The organism is Variovorax sp. 05N34 (assembly GCF_056397405.1).
In genome coordinates this window covers 81045-100880 of sequence record NZ_JBFTNI010000004.1, presented here as the reverse complement: position 1 = coordinate 100880, position 19836 = coordinate 81045, and the positions used below count along the sequence as shown (strand labels likewise).

19 protein-coding genes are annotated in these 19836 nt (G+C 65.2%); 12 read left to right on the top strand and 7 right to left on the bottom strand.

Annotated features, from left to right (window positions below; all coding sequences use genetic code 11):
* Positions 1–119: 119 nt before the first annotated feature.
* Together AC1DMA_RS12410 and AC1DMA_RS12405 are read left to right on the top strand one after the other, a co-directional pair.
* Positions 120–1055, top strand: coding sequence for a metal ABC transporter substrate-binding protein (locus tag AC1DMA_RS12410; protein WP_478144368.1), 936 nt, complete (start codon positions 120–122; stop codon positions 1053–1055).
* Positions 1052–1840, top strand: a complete 789-nt coding sequence (locus AC1DMA_RS12405; protein ID WP_478144367.1) for a metal ABC transporter permease — start codon at positions 1052–1054, stop codon at positions 1838–1840. Before AC1DMA_RS12410 ends, AC1DMA_RS12405 begins: the two co-directional genes overlap by 4 nt.
* Here AC1DMA_RS12405 and AC1DMA_RS12400 read toward each other — a convergent pair.
* Positions 1828–2250: an Lrp/AsnC family transcriptional regulator gene (locus AC1DMA_RS12400; protein ID WP_478123871.1), complete on the bottom strand. Its 423-nt coding sequence runs from the start codon at positions 2248–2250 to the stop codon at positions 1828–1830. The two genes, AC1DMA_RS12405 and AC1DMA_RS12400, sit on opposite strands and share 13 nt — an antisense overlap.
* Positions 2251–2404: 154 nt before the next feature.
* Here AC1DMA_RS12400 and AC1DMA_RS12395 point away from each other — a divergent pair, with 154 nt between their 5' ends.
* Together AC1DMA_RS12395 and AC1DMA_RS12390 are read left to right on the top strand one after the other, a co-directional pair.
* Complete coding sequence (locus tag AC1DMA_RS12395; protein WP_478123872.1) at positions 2405–3454, top strand: ornithine cyclodeaminase; 1050 nt, start codon at positions 2405–2407, stop codon at positions 3452–3454.
* Positions 3455–3594: 140 nt separating this feature from the next.
* The gene (locus AC1DMA_RS12390; protein WP_478123873.1) at positions 3595–3882 is read left to right on the top strand and encodes a glycine zipper 2TM domain-containing protein; all 288 of its coding nucleotides are present in this window, start codon (positions 3595–3597) and stop codon (positions 3880–3882) included.
* On the opposite strand, the gene AC1DMA_RS12385 is transcribed toward AC1DMA_RS12390, so the two are convergent.
* Entirely contained in the window at positions 3879–4043 is a 165-nt protein-coding gene (locus AC1DMA_RS12385; protein ID WP_478123874.1) for a hypothetical protein, read from the bottom strand. The genes AC1DMA_RS12390 and AC1DMA_RS12385 overlap by 4 nt on opposite strands.
* Before the next feature lie 121 nt (positions 4044–4164).
* On the opposite strand from AC1DMA_RS12385, the gene AC1DMA_RS12380 reads away from it, so the two are divergent.
* Positions 4165–5352 (top strand): alpha/beta hydrolase, encoded by a 1188-nt coding sequence (locus tag AC1DMA_RS12380; protein WP_478144366.1) that lies wholly within the window; start codon positions 4165–4167, stop codon positions 5350–5352.
* Between the two features lie 12 nt (positions 5353–5364).
* Here the strand turns inward: AC1DMA_RS12380 and AC1DMA_RS12375 are convergent, their stop codons facing one another.
* The gene (locus AC1DMA_RS12375; RefSeq protein WP_478123876.1) at positions 5365–6012 is read right to left on the bottom strand and encodes a DedA family protein; all 648 of its coding nucleotides are present in this window, start codon (positions 6010–6012) and stop codon (positions 5365–5367) included.
* 47 nt (positions 6013–6059) lie between these two features.
* Between AC1DMA_RS12375 and mutL the strand changes: the two genes are divergently transcribed.
* Both mutL and AC1DMA_RS12365 read left to right on the top strand, forming a co-directional pair.
* On the top strand, positions 6060–7931 hold the full coding sequence (gene mutL, locus AC1DMA_RS12370) for a DNA mismatch repair endonuclease MutL (protein ID WP_478144365.1): 1872 nt from the start codon (positions 6060–6062) through the stop codon (positions 7929–7931).
* A 95-nt stretch (positions 7932–8026) separates the two neighbouring features.
* The gene (locus AC1DMA_RS12365) at positions 8027–9004 is read left to right on the top strand and encodes an alpha/beta hydrolase (protein ID WP_478144364.1); all 978 of its coding nucleotides are present in this window, start codon (positions 8027–8029) and stop codon (positions 9002–9004) included.
* A gap of 12 nt (positions 9005–9016) precedes the next feature.
* Here AC1DMA_RS12365 and AC1DMA_RS12360 read toward each other — a convergent pair whose 3' ends face one another.
* Together AC1DMA_RS12360 and AC1DMA_RS12355 are read right to left on the bottom strand one after the other, a co-directional pair.
* Positions 9017–10255, bottom strand: coding sequence for a cytochrome-c peroxidase (locus AC1DMA_RS12360; RefSeq protein WP_478144363.1), 1239 nt, complete (start codon positions 10253–10255; stop codon positions 9017–9019).
* Positions 10256–10257: 2 nt separating this feature from the next.
* The gene (locus AC1DMA_RS12355; RefSeq protein WP_478144362.1) at positions 10258–11664 is read right to left on the bottom strand and encodes an alkaline phosphatase family protein; all 1407 of its coding nucleotides are present in this window, start codon (positions 11662–11664) and stop codon (positions 10258–10260) included.
* Positions 11665–11836: 172 nt separating this feature from the next.
* Between AC1DMA_RS12355 and miaA the strand changes: the two genes are divergently transcribed.
* Both miaA and AC1DMA_RS12345 read left to right on the top strand, forming a co-directional pair.
* A complete protein-coding gene (gene miaA, locus AC1DMA_RS12350) occupies positions 11837–12799 on the top strand; it encodes a tRNA (adenosine(37)-N6)-dimethylallyltransferase MiaA (protein ID WP_478144361.1) in 963 nt (320 codons plus the stop codon).
* Positions 12796–13449 (top strand): ABC transporter ATP-binding protein, encoded by a 654-nt coding sequence (locus AC1DMA_RS12345; RefSeq protein WP_478123882.1) that lies wholly within the window; start codon positions 12796–12798, stop codon positions 13447–13449. The genes miaA and AC1DMA_RS12345 overlap by 4 nt, the downstream gene beginning before the upstream one ends.
* Here AC1DMA_RS12345 and AC1DMA_RS12340 read toward each other — a convergent pair.
* Together AC1DMA_RS12340 and AC1DMA_RS12335 are read right to left on the bottom strand one after the other, a co-directional pair.
* Complete coding sequence (locus AC1DMA_RS12340; protein ID WP_478144360.1) at positions 13446–14429, bottom strand: threo-3-hydroxy-L-aspartate ammonia-lyase; 984 nt, start codon at positions 14427–14429, stop codon at positions 13446–13448. The genes AC1DMA_RS12345 and AC1DMA_RS12340 overlap by 4 nt on opposite strands.
* A 25-nt stretch (positions 14430–14454) precedes the next feature.
* Positions 14455–15234 (bottom strand): hypothetical protein, encoded by a 780-nt coding sequence (locus AC1DMA_RS12335; protein WP_478144359.1) that lies wholly within the window; start codon positions 15232–15234, stop codon positions 14455–14457.
* A 437-nt stretch (positions 15235–15671) separates the two neighbouring features.
* On the opposite strand from AC1DMA_RS12335, the gene AC1DMA_RS12330 reads away from it, so the two are divergent.
* From AC1DMA_RS12330 to AC1DMA_RS12320, 3 genes are read left to right on the top strand one after another with little or no spacing between them, the layout of a single operon-like run.
* Positions 15672–16031 carry a YciI family protein gene (locus AC1DMA_RS12330; RefSeq protein WP_478144358.1) on the top strand — a complete coding sequence of 120 codons (360 nt, stop codon included), beginning with the start codon at positions 15672–15674 and terminating at the stop codon, positions 16029–16031.
* On the top strand, positions 16028–17269 hold the full coding sequence (locus AC1DMA_RS12325; protein ID WP_478144357.1) for an RNA polymerase sigma factor: 1242 nt from the start codon (positions 16028–16030) through the stop codon (positions 17267–17269). The genes AC1DMA_RS12330 and AC1DMA_RS12325 overlap by 4 nt, the downstream gene beginning before the upstream one ends.
* 9 nt (positions 17270–17278) lie before the next feature.
* Positions 17279–19831 carry an FtsX-like permease family protein gene (locus AC1DMA_RS12320; protein ID WP_478144356.1) on the top strand — a complete coding sequence of 851 codons (2553 nt, stop codon included), beginning with the start codon at positions 17279–17281 and terminating at the stop codon, positions 19829–19831.
* Positions 19832–19836: the final 5 nt, after the last annotated feature.

The following is a 19836-nucleotide window of genomic DNA, read 5'->3' as shown; positions in this document are numbered from 1 at the left end:
TCGTGTGGCCACCACCCCCCTCTCCGGGGGCAACCCCTGCGGCCCGGCAAAGCCGGTTCCGCGGGGTTTCTGGCCTCGGCCGTGCCGCTTTCCATGTAAAGGCATCAAAGGAACACATCATGAAGATCCACTCTTCTCGCGCTTCTCACTCTTCTCTTTTCGCGCTGCTCGCCGTGCCACTGATGCTGCTGGCGCTGCCCTCTCACGCGGCGCTACGCGTCTTCGCCTGCGAGCCCGAATGGGGCGCGCTGACACAGGAGCTCGGCGGTAGTCTGGTCGATGTCTCCGTGGCGACCAATGCGCTGCAGGATCCGCACCAGATCCAGGCCAAGCCGAGCCTGATCTCCCGCGCGCGCAGTGCCGACCTCGTTGTCTGCACCGGTGCCGAGCTGGAGATCGGATGGCTGCCCGTGCTGCTGCAGCAATCGGGCAATGCGAAGGTTCAGCAAGGTCAGCCCGGCAATTTCGCGGCGGCTGATTTCGTGCGCAAGCTCGAAGTGCCGACGCAGGTCGATCGCTCGCAAGGCGATGTGCATGCGGCCGGCAATCCGCACATCCAGACCGACCCGCGCAACATCGCGCTCGTCGCCGCGGCGCTCGGCAAGCGCCTGCAGGAAGTCGACCCGTCGAACGCAGCCGAATACGCCAAGCGCCAGGCCGACTTCACGCAGCGCTGGCAACAGGCGATGACGCGCTGGTCAGCGCAGGCAGCGCCGCTCAAGGGCGCGCCCGTGGTGTCGCAGCACAACGCCTTCGTCTATCTCTATGACTGGCTTGGGATGAAGGAGGTCGCCGTGCTCGAGCCCAAGCCGGGCGTCGAGCCGACCGCCTCGCATCTGCAGGAGGTGCAGGCCACGCTCAAAGGGTCGCCGGCAAAGATGGTGATCTATGCGGCGTATCAAGATTCGCGGCCTTCGGATTGGCTCAGCAAGAACGCGGGCACGCCTGCAGTGAAGCTCCCGTTCACCGTGGGCGGCACCGACGGCGCGAAGGATCTCTTCGGGCTCTTCGACGACACACTGACGCGACTGCTCAGTGCGGGAGGCAAGTCGTGAACTGGAGCGCGCTCGACTGGGGCATCCTCGGCCCAGCGCTGATCGCCGGCCTGCTGGTGCTCGCGACGCACGTGCCGCTGGGCATGCAGGTGCTCGACCGCGGAATCGTGTTCATCGACCTGGCCATCGCGCAGATCGCAGGTCTTGGTGTGATTGCAGCCGATGCGCTCGGCATGCCTGAAGGCGGCGTGGCCGTGCAGTTCGCCGCCGTGTCCGCCGCATTGCTCGGCGCATGGCTGCTCACGTGGACCGAACGCCGCGCCCCCCAACAGCAGGAGGCATTGATCGGGGTGATGTTCATCCTCGCCGCATGCGCCGGCATCCTGCTGCTGTCGAGCAATCCGCACGGCGGCGAGCACCTGAAGGACCTGCTTGTCGGCCAGATCCTGTGGGTCAACACGACGCAATTGCTGTGGCTGGGCGGCATCTCGGCCGCGCTGCTGCTTGCACTGTCGATGGGGTGGATCGGGCGGCTGGGCCGGTTCGGCTTCTACGCCGCGTTCGCGCTTGCGGTGACTGCGTCGGTGCAGCTCGTTGGCGTGTACCTGGTGTTCTCGAGCCTGATCATCCCGGCGCTCGGCACGCGCGGCTTGCGCGGAGCGCGGCGCCTCAAGGTGGCCTATGCGATGGGTGTGGCGGGCTATGCGCTGGGGCTCGCGCTTTCGGCGGTGTTCGACCTTCCCTCGGGCGCAGTCATCGTGTGGACGCTGGCCGCGTGCGCGTTGGCTGGCGCTCTGGCGTTGCGCCCCGATGCTGCGCAGCCTCGGGCCGACTACAACTTGTAGGTCGACAGCAGGATGCTCGTCTCGCTGTTCGAGATCCCCGGGATCGAGCGGATGTCGGTGAGCACCTTATCGAAAGCCTCCAGCGTGTCGGCGCGCAGTTCGGCCAGGAGGTCCCATCGCCCGTTGGTCGAATGCAGGGCCATGACGTTGGGATGACCCCTGAGCGAACGCCGCACGGCGTCGCCCTGGGAGCCGACGACCTCGATGCTCATCATGGCCCTGATTCGATGCGATTCCGCATCAGGCCGCAGCCGCACGGTGTAGCCCACGATGGTTCCGTCGTCTTCCAGCTTGCTGATGCGGTTCTGCACCGTGGCGCGCGCGACGCGCAGCTTCTGCGCGAGCGCCACCACGGACATCCGGGCGTTGTCCCGCATGAGGGCGATGAGTTGGCGGTCGATGTCGTCCATACCTGGCGTGTTGCTGGCATTGTGCTATGTGAGATGAGCAACATGCAAGCTTCCAAGCCGGATTTGACAAGTTGAAGGGTTCAATCTGGCACCCTTGAGAGGAACAATGGACGCATGAGAGATCACTGCGGCTCCCTCCGCAGCGGAGATACCCATGACGCGTTTCATCGATGTTCCGGCCATGTCCCGCCTCATTCAGGATGTCGGCGTGATTCCGCTCGTCGGCCGGTTGGCGGAATTCGTCGAGCAGGATTTCGTGAGCTGGGCGGACTTCGAGAAGACAGCGCGCCTGGCAAGCCATTCGGACATCGGCGTCATCGAACTGATGCCAGTATCGAGCGCCAAGACCTATGCCTTCAAGTACGTCAATGGTCATCCGCGCAATACGGCAAAGGGCCTCTACACGGTCATGGCGTTCGGCGTGCTGGCGGAAGTCGACACCGGCTATCCGGTGCTGCTGTCGGAGCTCACGGTGGCGACCGCACTGCGCACGTGCGCAACGTCGCTGATGGCGGCACGCGCGCTGGCGCGGCCCGACGCTCGCCGCATGGCGCTCATCGGCAATGGCGCGCAAAGTGAGTTCCAGGCTGTGGCGTTTCATGCGCATCTCGGCATCGAGGAAATCGCGGTCTACGACGTGGACCCGCGCGCCACTGAGAAGCTGATTCGCAACCTCTCGATCTTCCCGGCGCTGAAGATCGTTCGCGCCGCTTCAACCGCCGAAGCCGTGCGCGGTGCAGACATCGTGACCACGGTCACTGCGGACAAGGCCTACGCCACCATCCTCACGCCCGACATGATCGAGCCCGGCATGCACATCAACGCCATCGGCGGCGATTGCCCCGGCAAGACCGAACTGCATGCCGACGTCTTGCGCGTCGCTCGCGTGTTCGTCGAATACGAACCGCAGACGCGCATCGAGGGCGACATCCAGCAGTTGCCGAAGGACTTTCCGGTGGTCGACCTTTGGCGTGTTCTTGCAGGCATCGAGCAGGGCAGACAAAGCGCCTCGCAGGTTACGGTTTTCGATTCCGTCGGCTTTGCGCTCGAAGACTATTCGACATTGCGCTACGTGCTCGAACAGGCGACGAAGCGCAATCTCGGCACCGAGGTCGAACTCGTGCCGTGGGCCGACGATCCGAAGGACCTGTTTCGCTACACACGCAAGGGGAATCCACGCGCCGTGATGCGGCGCGTGGCGTGAACCGGAGAGGGGACTTGATTGCGAGCCAACGGCGCGCGCGCCAAGATAGTGCATTCGGTCAACACGCCGGGGCCGTCTCCTACACATCTGGTTGCAGGCATCTTCAGAATGATTTCACCAAAAAATGAAAGGTGGACATCATGAACACAAGACTCTGGATCACCGCTGCGGCTGCGACGTCGATCATGGCACTGGCCGGATGTGCCGCGGGACCCAATGAGCAATTGGGGACGGCGGGCGGTGCGGTCGGCGGCGCATTGGTCGGCCAGGCCATTGGTCACAACACCGCAGCAACTGTTGGCGGCGCGGCCGTTGGAGGGCTGATCGGCAACCAGGTTGGACGAAGTTCCGACCAGCGCAACTACAACAACCAGCAACCCTACTACCCTGGCAACACCTACTACCCTAACAACGGGCCTCGCTACTAAGCAGGCAGGGCATTCGATCGAAGGCGCGCCGGATTGAGCGCGCTTTTTTTTGGCTTTTTGATCTGCGGCTGCACGTATAAAGACGCCATGAGACAACGCTTGCTGATCACGATCACGACGATGATTGCCGCCGCAGGGCTATTGCTGTTGGGCGCCTGCACTTCGACACCTTCAAGCAAAACCCCTACAGCAACAGCAACAGCGACAGCAACAACGCCCCTCACCTCTCAGTGCCCGAAAGACCTTCCCGCCGGCACGCGTTGCTACACCGGGCAAGACAGCATGGGCGCCTTTTTCTGGGTCGCCATTCCGGCCGACTGGAACCATGTACTCGTGATGCACGCGCACGGCGGCCCCGAAATCGGAGCACCGTCTTTGGCGCGCGCCACCGAGGACCTAGGGCGATGGAAAGTCACCGTAAAAGCGGGATATGCATGGGCCGGCTCGACCTACCGGCGCGGCGGCTACGGCGTGACGATGGCCGCCGAGGACACCGAACGCCTGCGCGCCTGGTTCGTGCAGAACTTCGGCTTGCCGCGGCGCACCATCCTGCACGGACAGAGCTACGGCGCGGGCGTGGCAGCAAAAACCGCAGAGCTGTACGCGACAGACGATGGTCGAAAGGGACCGTACGACGGCGTTCTCCTGACCAGCGGTGTGCTCGGCGGCGGCACGCAGGCTTACGACTATCGCCTGGACCTTCGCGTGGTCTACCAGTATTTTTGCCGCAACCATCCGCCGCCGAGTGAAACGCCCTATCCGCTCTGGCAAGGCCTTCCGCGCGAATCGAAGCTCACCGCAGCCCAACTGGCGCGGCGCGTCGATGACTGCACCGGCATTCGCAAGCCGGCTGCGGAACGGACACCGCAGCAGCGCCAAAACCTCGCAAACATCTTGAACGTGATTCACATCCCCGAGCGATCGCTGGTCGGCAACATGAACTGGGCGACCTTCCTCTTCCGCGATCTCGTGCAAGAACGGCTCGACGGAAAGAACCCGTTCGGCAACATCGGCGTCGTCTATGCAGGTTCGTCGGACGACGCTGCACTCAGCGCTGGCGTGATGCGCTATCGCGCCGATCCAGCGGCTGTGGCAAAGCTCGCTGCCGACAGCGATCCGACAGGGCAGGTCAATGTGCCCACGCTCGGCCTGCACGCCATCAATGATCCGACAGCCTTTGTCGAGCTGGAATCGAGCTATCGCCAAATCCGCGAGCGCGCCGGCACTGCGGATTTGCTGGTCCAGACATTCAGCCGCGAATCGGAGCACAGCTACCTGAGCGATGCCGAATACCCGACGCTGCTCGCGGCGCTGCTCGACTGGATCGACAACGGGCACAAGCCCACGCCCGCTGAAATCGCGATGCGCTGCAAGGACTATGAAGCGCGATTCGGCCAAGGCTGCCATTTCGATCCGGCGTATGCGCCAAAGCCTTTGTCCGCTCGCGTGCCGCCGCGCGAACGGCCATAGAACGCTTGAGCTTCAGCGCGCCGCGGACGCGCCTCGCGCTCGCCAGGCGCCAAAGATTGCGACGAGGCCTGGGATCAAGATCAGCGCCCAGATGATCTTCTCGAGGTTTTCCTTCACCACCGGAATGTTTCCGAAGAAGTAACCCGCAGTGCAGATGCCAAGCACCCACAGCAGCGCACCGATGATGTTGAAGAGCGTGAATTTGCCGCGCGTCATGTCGGCCACGCCCGCCACGAAAGGCGCGAAGGTGCGAATGAAAGGCATGAAGCGCGCGAGGATGATGGTCACGCCGCCATAGCGCTCGTAGAAGGCATGGGCCTGATCGAAGGCTCTTCGGTTGAAGAAGCGCGAACTCTCCCACTTGAATACCTTCGGCCCGAAATAGCGTCCGATGCTGAAGTTGCACTGATCGCCCAGGATGGCCGCGGCCAGCAGAATTGGCACCGCCACGCCATAGCTCATGAGCCCGGCACCGGCGAGCGCGCCCACGATGAAAAGCAGCGAATCGCCCGGAAGAAATGGCATCACCACGAGGCCTGTCTCGACGAAAACGATGAGGAACAAAAGCCCATACACCCAAGGGCCGTAGGCGATGACGAAGTCCTGGAGGTGTCTGTCGATATGCAGGATGAAATCGACGAGAAAGGTGATGATTTCCATGGCCCGCATTATCACGAGCCCGCGCGACGCCCTTCTAGAATGTCCCCGTGAGTGCACTCCCCACGTCCACCGCCGCGCCCGCGCGCCGACCGATCCGAGAGCTTCCCGACGAGCTCATCAGCCAGATTGCGGCTGGCGAAGTGGTCGAGCGTCCCGCCTCCGTGGTGCGCGAGCTGCTCGACAACGCGCTCGACGCGGGTGCGCGCCAGATCACGGTGCGACTCTCGGCCGGCGGCGTTCGGCTCATTTCGATCGAGGACGACGGTCTGGGCTTGCCGCGCGATGAATTGCCGCTGGCTTTGCGCCGCCATGCCACCAGCAAGATCGCGAGCCTCGGCGATCTCGAAACCGTCGGCACCATGGGCTTTCGTGGCGAAGCGCTGGCCGCCATCAACGCGATTGCCGAGCTCACCATCCTTTCCCGCTTCGCCGGTGCAGATGGCGCCTTCGCGCTCGATGGGCGCACTGGCGAGCTGCGCCCTGTCGCACGCGCGGACGGCACGACTGTCGAAGTGCGCGAGCTCTTTTTCGCGACACCCGCGCGCCGCAAGTTCCTGAAGACGGACGCTACCGAACTGGCGCATTGCATCGAGGCGGTGAGACGCCATGCGCTCGCGCGGCCCGACGTCGGCTTCTCCATCTGGCATGAAGGCCGGCTGGTCGAGCAATGGCGCGCGGCCGCTTCGCGCGACCAGCGGCTGGCGGACACGCTCAGCGATGATTTCGTCGCGCAGAGCGTCGCAGTGGACCGCATTGCGGGCGCCGTGCGGGTCACCGGCCGCGCTGGCATCCCCGATGCCGCTCGCTCGCGCGCGGATCAGCAGTTCTTCTATGTCAACGGCCGCTTCGTGCGCGACAAGGTGCTCGGCCATGCCGTGCGCAGTGCGTATGAAGACGTGCTGCACGGCCAGCGTCAGCCGGTGTATGCGCTTTATCTTGAGATCGACCCGGCGCGGGTCGACGTCAATGTGCATCCGACGAAGATCGAAGTGCGCTTTCGCGATGGGCGCGAGGTACACCAGGCGGTGCGCCACGCGATCGAAGATGCCCTCGCCGCACCGCGGGCGGGCGACGCCACAGTTGCTTCTGCAGAGCCTTTCTTCAAGCCGCGCGCAGTGCCGGCCTCCGCGTCGTGGGTGCAACCCGGAATCCCGTTCGCCTCAGAGCGGGGACTGGGCGATGCCGCCGCGATGTGGCCGATGCAACGACAACAACCGCAACCGCAACCGCAACCGCAGTCGCAGTCGCAGTCGCCATCGCTGATGGACGTTGCGCCCCCGCAAGTGCGCGACTTCGGGTCACCCACCGGCCTTGAAAAACCGGCCGAAGTGCAAACCTGGCCACTCGGCCGAGCATTGGCCCAATTGCAGGGCATTTACATCCTTGCCGAAAACAGCCAGGGCCTCGTGATCGTGGACATGCATGCAGCGCACGAACGCATCGTCTATGAGCGCCTGAAGACGCAGCTCGACGGCGCCGCCATCGCCAGTCAGCCGCTGCTGATTCCGGCCAGCTTCGCCGCCACACCGCAGGAAGTGGCCACTGCCGAGGCCTGCGCCGAAGTGCTGCCCTCGCTAGGCCTCGAAATCACACCTTTTTCGCCCCGCACGCTCGCCGTGCGCGCCGTGCCGAGCACGCTGGCCGATGGCGATCCGGTCGAACTGGCCCGCAGCGTATTGGCCGAACTGTCCAATCACGACGCAAGCACAGTCGTGCAGCGTGCCCAGAACGAGCTGTTGTCCACCATGGCCTGCCATGGCGCTGTGCGCGCCAATCGCAAGCTGACGATTGACGAAATGAACGGACTGCTCCGGCAAATGGAAGCGACCGAGCGTTCGGACCAGTGCAATCACGGCCGGCCGACGTGGCGGCAGTTGTCGGTGCGGGAACTGGACGCTCTCTTCATGCGCGGGCGCTGAGCTAGGGTTTACCAGTGTCAGCCGACGACCGGGCACGCGCGTTGCATGAGGTCTTTCGTTGAACTTTCTGGTCGACTGCCTGTCTTTCAGCATTCATGAAATCCTGGTCCCTGTTTGCATCCGCCACCACCGTGGTCGCCCTGCTGGCGGCGGGCTGTTCGTCCCTTGACGAACATCAGCGCGAATGGATTTTCCAGCCGAGCGACCGCAGTTGGGGTGACTCGGAAGCCATGAGCCAGGGCATGGACGACGTCTGGATCGATTTCAAGTCCACACTCACCGGCGAACCTGTGCGTCTGCATGGGCTCTGGCTGGGCAATCCGCCTGAATCGCCCGACAAACCCGTCATGCTTTACCTGCACGGCGCGCGCTACAACGTGGCGGGCTCCGCACCACGGATGCGCCGGATGCACGATTTGGGTTTCTCGGTGCTCGCCATCGACTATCGCGGCTTCGGCAAGAGCTCGAAGGCGTTGCCTTCGGAAGACTCCGCCCGCGAAGACGCGCTGGAAGCATGGCAATGGCTCGCGGCGCATCATGCCAAGCAACCACGCTACATCTTCGGCCACTCACTCGGCGGCGCCATCGGCATCGACCTCGCCTCCCGCGTGAAAGATGAAAAAGGCGTGATCGTCGAAAGCACCTTTACATCCATCGCCGACGTCGTGAGCAGCTTCAAGTGGGGATGGTTGCCGTTCGGACCTTTCATCACGCAGCGCTTCGAGGCCATCAGCAAAGTCAAGAACATTGGTGCGCCGCTGCTGGTCGTGCACGGCGCGGCCGACAGCCTCATCAACCCCACGCTCGGCCGCAAACTTTATGACGCGGCGACCGGCTCCAAGATGTTTGTGCTGGTCGAAGGCGGATCGCATCACAACGCGAATTCGATCGGACAGGCGCAATACCGGTCGGCCCTTACGCAGTTGTTTCGCATGAAAGAGCCGCCGTCGGATCTGGCTTCGGACGAAGACACTGCCCCGACCGTGCTGGCGCCGACGCCGACGCCGACGCCCGTGTCGCCGCCGCGGACGGTGGTTCACCATCACAACCTGGCCGCCGCGCCATCGATCTGATCGGCCGCTTGGTCAGGGCGTTTTTGGATCCGACGGCAACACGTAGCCGTCGTTCAGCGTCTTCAGGAACACGACGACGTCCTGAATGTCGTCGTCCGACCAGACCGGCTTGTCACCCTTCTTCTGCGTGAGTGGCGGGTCGATGTGATCCACGTTGTCCTGCAGCGCGAGGGGCATGTCGTCGAATTGCTGATTGCCACCGGGGTGGGGATACCACTTCTGCGGTTCGGCGTCGCGCTCGACATAGAAGCGCACGGCCTCTTCCAGGCTATGAAAACGCCCGTTATGAAAGAACGCGCCGCGAGTGGCCACATTGCGCAGCGTGGGCGTCTTGAACAACCCGCAGTACTTCTTTTCCGCGCCCTGGTTGGTGCGCACCGGTCCGCACAGGCCGAGGTCGTAATACTCGACGTTGGCGTTCGCCGGGATTTCCGGATTGCGCGGCACACCGAGCGCCTCGAAGCTGAAGTCGGTGAGCAGCGGATGTGCCCCATTGGCGCCGGGCTCGATCAGGTGGCAGGCCACGCAGTTGCCGCCCTCGCGGTCCTTGAACAGCTTCAGCCCTCGCGTTTCCTGTTCGCTCAGATCGACCTTGCCATCCAGATACAGATCGAATTTGCTGTCGTAAGGCTGAAAGCTCGCGTCGTCGAGCTGAAAGCGCTGCAGGGCTTGGCCGAGCGCCGCAAGCGCTGTATCTGGGCGCGAAAAAATGTCGTCGCCGAACACCTGGCGAAAGCGCTTTGCAAAGCTGCTCCTGGCGATGCGTTCGGCAACCGCGGCGGCGTCTGCATTGGCCATTTCATTGGAGGCCAGCAGCGGAAAGGCAGCTTGCGCAGCCATCGTGTCGAAGCGTCCGTCCCAGGTGAATCCGCCGACCGGCACGTGGTCGGTCTCGGTCATGCGTTCGCGCGGGTTGCCGATGTAGCTATGGCTCCACATCGGTGTTCGTCGCAGATAGCGCAGCGACGGAACCGCCCGTGTGCCCGCATCCTTCATGTCGACGCCGCCCAATTGCACCGCGAGCGAATTGGGCGGTGCGTAGGCGTGGTCGGGGCTGTGGCAGGTCGCGCACGACATGCGCCCCGAGGCCGACAGCGAAGGATCGAAAAAGGCAACCTTGCCGATCTCGGCCATGTCCTTGCTGGATGGCGCAATTGCAACGGCCCCTGGTTCGGGGCCGCGGCTGCAGGCGACAACGCCAAGCATGATCGCCACGAGAACGGCGGCCAGCGTCGCCTTGCTCCCAGGCATCCTCACTGCAGATTCGTGAAGATGTCGCTGCCGAAAGGCACGAGGTTCTTGTCGTCTGCGTAGCCCAGGTATTCCTTGGTCTGGAAGATGTCCTCCAGGCTCTTGAGCAGCGAGTAGTGGTTGTACTGCACGTCGCTCACAGTGCCCGGCTTGATCCACTTCGACAGGACCACCGCACCCGTGYGATCGCCGCCGACGCCGATGTAGTGCAGCTGATAGCGCGTGGTCGCTGATAGCGGAATGAACTGGTCATCCGGACGCGTCACGTTCGGCCCCGTCTGCTGGCCGCAGCACGCGGCACCCGGCAGATTTGCGATGTACGTCGTCACGCCGTTCGCGACGGTTTGTCCGGCCAGTTGCGTATCGGCCGACTCGTCGAAGTTGATGACGATGAGCCCGTCCTTCTGGTAGGCAGGCGAAGCCTGGATGATTGGCACCCACTTCTTCAGGAACGCATCGATCGAGGTCAATCCACCCGCGGCGCCGTTCACGCAACCCTTGCCCGCAGTGCCGGTGCCGTCGCCGTCATGGCCGTCGTCGCACAAGTTGGGCGTGATGAACACGAAGTTGGGCGTGGTGTCGATCGACTTGAGGTCGCTTTCCAGATTGTTTTCGAGGTTGACCACGTGCTTGTCGCAATAGGCTTGGTCGTCGATGATGGAATGGAAGTAGACGAAGGGGTTGTGGCGAGCGGCGTACTGGTCGCCCGTCGGCACATCGGCAGTAGGTGCCTGCGCCGATTGCGTGTTGTCGATCGCGCCGATCTTCGGATGCCCGCAGGTGGCGGATTCACGCGTCGGGTCGTTGCCCATGTCGCCCATGTAGCCTCTCCAGCTCACGCCGATCGTGTCGAGCTGGTTCGGGAGCGTCTTCACTTCCTTGGGATAGACGCAGCCCTTGCCGTCCTTGGTCTTGAGCACCTTGGGGTTTGCGAAATCCCAACCGTCGGCGACCGCGTCGTTGAAGCCCTGAAAGCAATCGCTCTCGGTTTCCTTGGTCGACGGCTGACCGCTCATCATCGCGATGTAGTTGTCCAGGCTGACGTGTCCCGTGCCGAAATACTGGTTCAGCAATGCGCCCTTGGTCGCGAGATCCTTGAGGTATGGGTCCTGCGTGCTCGCGCCGAAGGTATCGGTGAAGTTCTTGTTTTCCATGGTGAGCACGAACACGTGCTTGATGGACTGCTGGGTCACCGGCGGCACCGTCGGCTGTTGGGTCGCAGGCGCCGTGGGCTGCTGCTGGTTTCCGGCTGCTGCCTGCTGGAGAGCAAGAGCGGCCAAAGCGTCGTTGTTGCTGCCGCCGCCGCCGCATGCGCTGATGGTGACGACCGCCGCGACGGCGGCGATGGAGGCAAGCGTGCACGCAACCCGACGCGCCGTCCAGCCATGGCTGGAGAAGATCTCGAACATGAAGGAGCTTTCCCTTTGAAACGGTCGTCGCCTGCTGGCTCGGACCTCTGTAGTAGTTGGGCCCGAGGCCCGGTTTTGGTTTCGTTTTGAAGCATAGGCAGCCGATGTGTCCGTCCCATGACATTCCAAGCGGCGGTCTCGCCTCCCGGTCAGCTTTGTTACCCTTGGGCGCATGCCTTCGGAGCTGGATTCATCGCGCACTGCGCCCCGCTATGTGGCCTTGGCGGGCCCCACTGCATCGGGCAAGACCGCGGCGGCCTTGGCGATTGCGCGCGTTCGACCCGTCGAGATCGTCAGCGTCGATTCAGCGTTGGTCTATCGCGGCATGGACATCGGCACCGCCAAGCCGACGCTTGCCGAACGCGCCGAGGTGCCGCATCACCTGATCGACATCCGCGATCCGCGCGACCCCTACAGCGCAGCCGCTTTCGTGCAAGACGCGCGTCGGCTCATCGCGGAGATATCGGCGCGGGACAAGCTCCCGCTTCTGGTGGGCGGCACGATGCTTTATTTCAAGGCGCTGGCCGAGGGCATCGATGCAATGCCCGCGGCCGACCCGGAGATTCGCAAGCGGCTCGAAGCCGATGCCGCCGCGATCGGCTGGCCCGCCATGCATGCGCGACTCGCGCAGGTCGATGCCGTCACGGCTGGGCGCCTCGCGCCCAACGACAGCCAGCGCATTCAGCGCGCCCTGGAGGTCTGGCATACCAGCGGGCAGCCTCTGTCGAGTTTTCATGGCGGCGGCAATGCAGGCGCGGCCGGCGGTGGATGGGCTGCCGCTGCGATGTTCTCGCTGGAGCCCACGGAGCGCGCTTGGCTGCACGAGCGCATTGCGGCGCGTTTCGATGCGATGCTGGCGGCGGGATTCATCGCCGAAGTGCAGGCACTGCGCGCGCGCGGTGATCTGGATGCCGACCTGCCCTCGATGCGCTGCGTAGGCTATCGGCAGGCGTGGGAGGCGCTGGATGGCGCCTGGCCAATCGTTGAATTGCGCGAACGCGGCATCGCGGCCACGCGACAGCTCGCCAAGCGTCAGATCACCTGGCTGCGCAGCATGCCGCAACGCCGCGTGATTGCTGCCGAGGCGTCCGACGCCATCGCCCAAGTGGTCCGGCAGGTCGCGGACATCGCATGACGCTGCGCATCACGGATCTCGGCAAGCACTACGGCGAAGTGCCCGTCTTCGAGAACGTGTCGCTCGATATCCCTGCCGGCGAGTTCGTGGCGATCGTCGGCGAATCGGGCGTTGGCAAATCGACGCTGCTCAACTGCATGGCCGGGCTCGACACCTGGGATGCCGGGACCATCGTGCATGACGGCATCGACATCGGAGCGCTCGATGCGCAGGGGCGCGCGCTCTGGCGGCGCAGTCACGTGGGCTTCGTGTTCCAGGCTTTCCACGTCTTGCCGCATCTGGACGTGGCGCAAAACGTCGCGCTGCCGCTGATGCTGCTCGGCGAGCGCGGCGCAGGCATGAACGTGCGCGTCTCGAAAATTCTGGAAGCCGTCGGGTTGGCCGGACTCGGCGAGCGCCTTCCGCAGCAGCTCAGCGGTGGGCAGTTGCAGCGCGTGGCCATCGCGCGGGCGCTGGTGCATCGCCCTGCCCTGCTGCTGGCCGATGAGCCGACAGGCAACCTCGACCCCGCAACCGCGGCGCGCGTAATGGACGTGCTGCTGGCGCAGACGCGGGAGCACGGCGCATCATTGGTGCTGGTCACGCATTCTGAAGCGGCGGCTGCGCGCGCCGATCGGGTGCTGCACCTGAGCGCGACCGGAATCCGCTAGCCGCAGGCGTGCTCGCCTTGGTCCGCCAGCAGGGCCGCAAAGCGCCCAAGATCGACGTTGCCGCCGCTGATGACGACGCCGACCCGCGCACCACGGATCGCTTCCCCCGCGGCACACGCGCCCGCGAATGCAAGGCAGCCGGTCGGCTCGACCACCATCTTCATGCGCTCGGCGAAGAACCGCATGCCTTCGACCAGTTGCGCATCGCTCACTGTGACGATGTCGTCCACGTCGCGACGGATGATGCCGAAGGTGTATTCGCCCAGGTGCTGCGTTTGTGCACCATCGGCGATGGTCTTGGGCGTGTCGATGTGCACGATGCGCCCGGCGCGCAGCGATTGCTGGCCATCGTTGCCTGCTTCAGGCTCGACGCCGTAGATCTTGCAGGCCGGCGCGAGCGCGCGCGCGGAGAGCGCCGATCCGCTGGTCAATCCGCCGCCGCCGAGGCACACGTAAAGAATGTCGAGCGGACCCGCATCCTCGATCAGTTCCTTGACAGCCGTGCCCTGCCCCGCGATCACGTCAGGATGGTCATAGGGCGGAATCAACGTCATGCCGCGTTCTTCAGCAAGCCGCCGTGTGAGCGCCTCGCGGTCTTCCGCGAAGCGGTCGTAAAGCACCACTTCGGCGCCGTAGCCTCGGGTGGCCACGAGCTTGGCTGCGGGCGCGTCCGTCGGCATGACGATCACCGAAGGCATGCCGAGAATCCGTGCAGCGAGCGCGATGGCCTGCGCATGATTTCCCGATGAAAAGGCGATCACGCCGGCCTTGCGCTGCACAGCGTCGAACTTCGACAGCGCATTGAATGCGCCGCGAAACTTGAAGGCTCCCATGCGCTGGAAGTTCTCGCATTTGAAGAAGAACTGAGCGCCCCAACGCGCGTCCGCGGTGCGAGAGCGCATCACCGGCGTGCGGTGGGCATGGCCTTCGAGCCGCGCGGCGGCAGCGACGACATCGTCGTAATCGGGAAGTGTGTGCATACCCGGAGCTTAATCCGACCCCAAATCAAAGATTGGCGGGCGCCTGTGGATCGTCAGAGACAACGCTGTCGGACCACACTGACAGACAGCCGCTCGCACACTGGCAAAGTACCAGGATGTGTCCATTCAGGGGAGGCTGAAAGCCCATGCCGATCGTCTGCGGAAATTGCGGAAGCGAGAACCGGTCCAATGCAAAGTTCTGCATCGGCTGCGCGGGCCGCCTGCCCGGCTTCGCGCCATCCGGAGCCGCCGCGCTGCAGCAGGAAGTGAATCGGCCGGGTCGGACTGCTTCGCAAGCCGTTCTGCCCCCCGTCCTGGAGCCCAGCTTTGCGGCGGGCACGCGGGCACCCGAAACGCGACGGGGCGTGCCATCGGAGGCGCCGTCTGCGGAGGGCGCCATCACGTCGTTCTGGCTGAACCTGGGGCTGGTGAGCCTGACGATGATCATCGCCTTCGTTGCGTGGTGCGTGTACGTGCTGCACCACGGCACGGCGCCATGGGCCCAGATCGAGCGCATGTTTGCTTCCACGCCGGCGGCAAGGCAGGCGGAGCCCATCGCGAAGACGGTTGCACCTGCCTCGACAGTGGCTCCTGTTGCGCCTGCTGCACCTGTACCTACACCCGCACCCGCACCCGCATCCTCGACCGCGACAGTGGCTGCGCCATCTGCCGCCTCGAGCACCGCAGCACTGGCATCCCCGGCGACAGCCTTGGGTCTGGGATTGGGATCGGGATTGCCGCCGAAGACCCAGACCGCGTCCGTGATCAATCCGTCGAGCAAGAGCGCAAGCCCGGAGAAGCGCACGTCCCAGCGCTCCAGGCGGGCCCAGCGGGACGAGGAGCCGGACGACTCTCTTGCCTATCAGCTGCCCTCGCCGCAGCCGAGGACTTATCCCGATCCCGGTCCGCCTATCGCCCCAGGACCTGGCCCGCAGTACAGCTGGGTGCGGCCTTCGCAGCGGGTCGCCGACGATCCGGGGCCGCCCGTGGCCATCGGTCCGGGTCCGCGATACGGCTATGAGGTGCGCTCGGAAGCGAGCGCCCCCTCGTCGGTGCCAAGCGGTGATCCGGGGCCGCCCATCGCAGTGGGTCCAGGGCCGCGATACGACTATTCCACGCCTGGCAGCAGAAGATAAGACCCGAACAAAGCGCACGGCTTGACCGCGCCGTGTCGAAATGGCACCTTGCGCGCCGTCATTACACGAGCGATCCTGCTCGATGTAGTCTTCACGCGAGGTTTCCATGCAATACATGCTGATGTTCTATCAACCCGAGTCCGATTTCGACCAGCGCAGCGAAGAGGCGGCCCAGGCTTATCGCGCAGGCTGGATGGACTATGTGGGCGCCATCCGCGAGTCCGGCGTGGCGCTGCACGGCCATGGCCTGCACCCGCCGATGACCGGCACCACGCTGCGTATCCGCGGCGACAAGCGCCAGGTGCAGGACGGCCCCTTTGCCGACACCAAGGAGCAACTGGGCGGCTACTTCATCATCGACGTCGCCGACCTCGATACGGCGCTCGAATGGGCGGCGCGCGCACCCTGCGCCGCTACCGCCGGTGTCGAGGTGAGGCCCGTGTTCAGTCAGCCGAACGCGGCGTGACGGAGCTCGCCGTCCACGAAGCGCGCGCGGCCGCAGAAAAGGCCGCGCGCCAGTCGTATGGGCGACTGGTGGCGATTCTCTCGGCGCGCACGCGGGACATCGCCGCCTCCGAAGACGCATTGGCCGACGCCTTCGCGCGCGCGCTCGAACGCTGGCCTGTCGACGGCGTACCCGCGCAGCCCGAAGCGTGGCTGTTGACGGTCGCGCGCAACCGCACCTTGGACGCCTGGCGGCACACTCGCGTGCATGACGACGCTTCCCAGACACTGGCGCTGCTGGCCGATGAAGTCGGGCTCGACACACCGGGCAGCGACGCCGTGCCGGACGAGCGGCTGCGTCTGCTYTTCGTGTGCGCGCATCCGGCCATCGACGCAGCGGCACGCGCGCCCTTGATGCTGCAGACGGTGCTCGGGCTCGAAGCGGCGCGCATTGCCGGCGCCTTTCTGACGGCGCCTGCCACGCTCGGCCAGCGGCTGGTGCGTGCCAAGGCGCGGATCAGGGCAGCCGGCATTCCCTTCGAATATCCGCGTGCGGACGACTTGCCGCAGCGCCTGCAGGATGTGCTCGACGGCATTTACGCCACCTACGGCACCGGCTGGGACGATATCGATGGCGCAGAAGCCACGCAGCGTGGCCTCACGGCGGAGGCCATCGATCTCTGCCGCATCCTGTGCGGCTTGATGCCGCGTGAGCCCGAGCCTCTGGGCTTGCTCGCGCTGATGCTTTTCTGCGAAAGCCGTGCCGCGGCACGTCGCAGCATTGCAGGCGACTACGTGCCGCTGGATGAGCAAGATACGACACGCTGGAATCACGCGCTGCGCAAACAGGCGGAGCAAGCGCTCCGCGCTGCGGCATCCATGAACGCGCCGGGTGCATTCCAGATGGAGGCCGCCATCCAGTCCGCGCACTGCGCACGCCGCCTGGGTGCGCAGGTGCCCCCTGAGGCGCTCGTGGCGCTGTACGAAGGCCTCCTCGCATTGCGTCCGAGCATCGGCGCGCATGTCAGCCACGCCTGCGCGGTCGCCAATGCGGCGGGGCCTGCGGACGGCCTGCGCGCACTCGATGCTTTCGCGCAAGGTGATGTCGCCAACTACCAGCCCTATTGGGCGGCCCGAGCCTATCTTCTCGGGCAGACCGGCAACGCGGCCGAAGCAAGACAGGCCTACGCGCGCGCAGCCGGCCTCAGCACCAGTGGCGCCGTTCGTGCCTATCTGGCGAGCGCAGCCGCGCGCCTCTGATCGTCACCCATGCTTCTCCGCACCTTCTCATGGCAGGAACTTCGCCATCATCCCTGGCGCAACGCGGCAGCCATCGTGGCGGTGATGCTCGGGGTGGCGCTGGCGTTCTCGGTGCAGTTGATCAACGCTTCGGCACTCGACGAGTTCTCGAGTGCGGTCCGGTCCGTCAACGGCCAGCCCGACCTCGAACTGCGCGCCATGCAGGGCAGCTTCGATGAAGCGGTCTTCGCGCAGGTGGCGCAGCAGCCGCAGGTGACACTCGCAAGCCCGGTGCTGGAGCTTCAAGGCATTGCGATCGCCGGCGATCAGCGGGTGGCGATGCGCGTGATCGGCATCGATGCGCTCGTGCTGCCCACGATCGCGCCGGGGCTGATGCCTCGGCCGAACGAGGGCGCCGACCGCATGGCGGTGCTCACGCCGGGCAACGTCTTCCTCAATGCAGCCGCCCGCAAGGCGGTGGGCGATAGCGCCACAACGCTTCAATTGCGCGTGGGCGCGCACACGCACACGCTCCGCATTGCCGGACAAGTCGCTGCCAGCGGTGCCGCGATCGCGGTCATGGATATTGGCGCGGCGCAGGACCAGTTCGCTCGCGGCGGACAACTCAGCCGCATCGACCTGCGGCTCGCGCCCGGCACTGACCACGCGGCGTTCATCCGATCGCTGCGAGCGTTGCCTGGATGGCCGTCGAGCATCGAGCCTGCAGAGCCGGGCGATGCGGCGGAGCGGGTGAGCAACCTGTCGCGGGCCTACCGCGTCAATCTCACGGTGCTTGCGCTGGTGGCACTGTTTACGGGCGCGTTCCTCGTGTTCTCCGTCCTCGCGCTCAGCGTCGCCAAACGGGCGCAGCAGTTTGCGTTGCTCGGCGTGCTCGGCCTCACGCCCCGCGAGCGGCTTCGACTGGTGCTGGCCGAATCGCTCGTTCTCGGGCTGATCGGCAGTGTGGCCGGTATCGCGCTCGGCACGTCGTTGGCCGAGTTCGCATTGCAGGTCTTGGGCGGCGATCTGGGCGGCGGCTATTTCGAGGGTGTCGCGCCAACCCTGCGCTGGAGTTGGGCTTCGGCACTGCTCTATGGCGGCTTGGGCGTGCTGGCTGCCCTGGTGGGCGGCTGGTGGCCCGCGCGTGCAGCGCAGGCGCTTCCCGAGGCGCAGACATTGAAGGGCCTCGGCGCCGCGCCAGCGCGGAATGGCGCGCATCTTGTCGCACTGTTGTTGATCGTGGCCGGCGCCGCTCTGGCGATGGCACCGGCGATTTTCGGCATCCCCATCGCTGCCTATCTGTCAGTCGGCTTTCTGCTCGTCGGCGGCATCACCGCATTGCCTTGGCTGATCGCGCTGCTCTATGACCGCATTGCTCCATTCTTCGCGCAGCGACTGCTGCCGCTGCTCGCGATCGAGCGCGCGCGACGCATGCGAGGCACGGCAGCAGTGGCCGTGAGCGGCGTGGTGGCGAGCCTGAGTCTGGCCGTGGCGCTGACCGTGATGGTCGCGAGCTTTCGCGATTCGGTCACCCGCTGGTTGGACGTCGTTCTGCCCGCCGATCTTTACGTGCGGAGCGCCAGCGGCGGAAGTTCGACCAGCGAGCAGGCTTCGTTTTCGCCCGCATTGGTGCAAGCGATGGCGCAACTGCCTGGCGTGGCGCGCAGCGGCACGCTGCGGACGCGGGCGTTGCTGCTCGATGCGGCGCGGCCGCCAGTCACGCTGATCTCGCGGAGCCTGGAAGACGACGCCTCCCGGAGCCTCCCGCTGCAGGGCCCTGCCCTCGATGTGCCGCCCGGCCAGATCGGCATCTACGTGAGCGAGGCGATGGTCGAGCTCTACGGCGCCAAGCCTGGCGCAGTGTTCGAGCCGCTCGCCCGTGCGTGGCCTCCCATGGCCGAGGGACTTCGCCCGCCGGTGTTCTTCGTCGCGGGCGTATGGCGCGACTACGTGCGCCAGTTCGGTGCGATCACCATGGATGCGCGCGACTTCGAACGGCTGACGGGCGACCGGAGCGTCAGCGATGTCGCGCTCTGGCTTGCGCCCGGCGCAGTGTCGAGCAGCGTCGAGCAGTCGGTGCGCGACTTGGCAGCACGTGAACTCGGTGCCAGTGAGCCAATCGAGATCGCTTCGGTGAGCCAGATTCGCGCGACTTCGCTGCGCATCTTCGACCGCAGCTTTGCCGTGACCTATTGGCTGCAGGCCGTCGCGATCGGCATTGGCCTGTTCGGGATCGCGGCGAGCTTCAGCGCACAGGTGCTCGCGCGCCGCAAGGAGTTCGGATTGCTGGCGCACCTGGGATTCACACGCCCACAGGTGCTCGCGGTGGTCGCGGGCGAAGGTGCCGCATGGACAGCGATCGGCGCGGTCGCCGGCCTTCTGCTCGGCTTGGCCGTGTCGGTGGTGCTGGTGCACGTGGTCAACCCGCAGAGCTTCCACTGGACCATGGACCTCCTGGTGCCGTGGGGCCGGCTCATCGCACTGTGCGCGGCCGTGCTGGCGGCCGGGACGATCACCGCATGGCTCGCTGGCCGTGCGGCGGCGGGGCACGATGCCGTGATGGCGGTGAAGGAAGACTGGTGACCGGC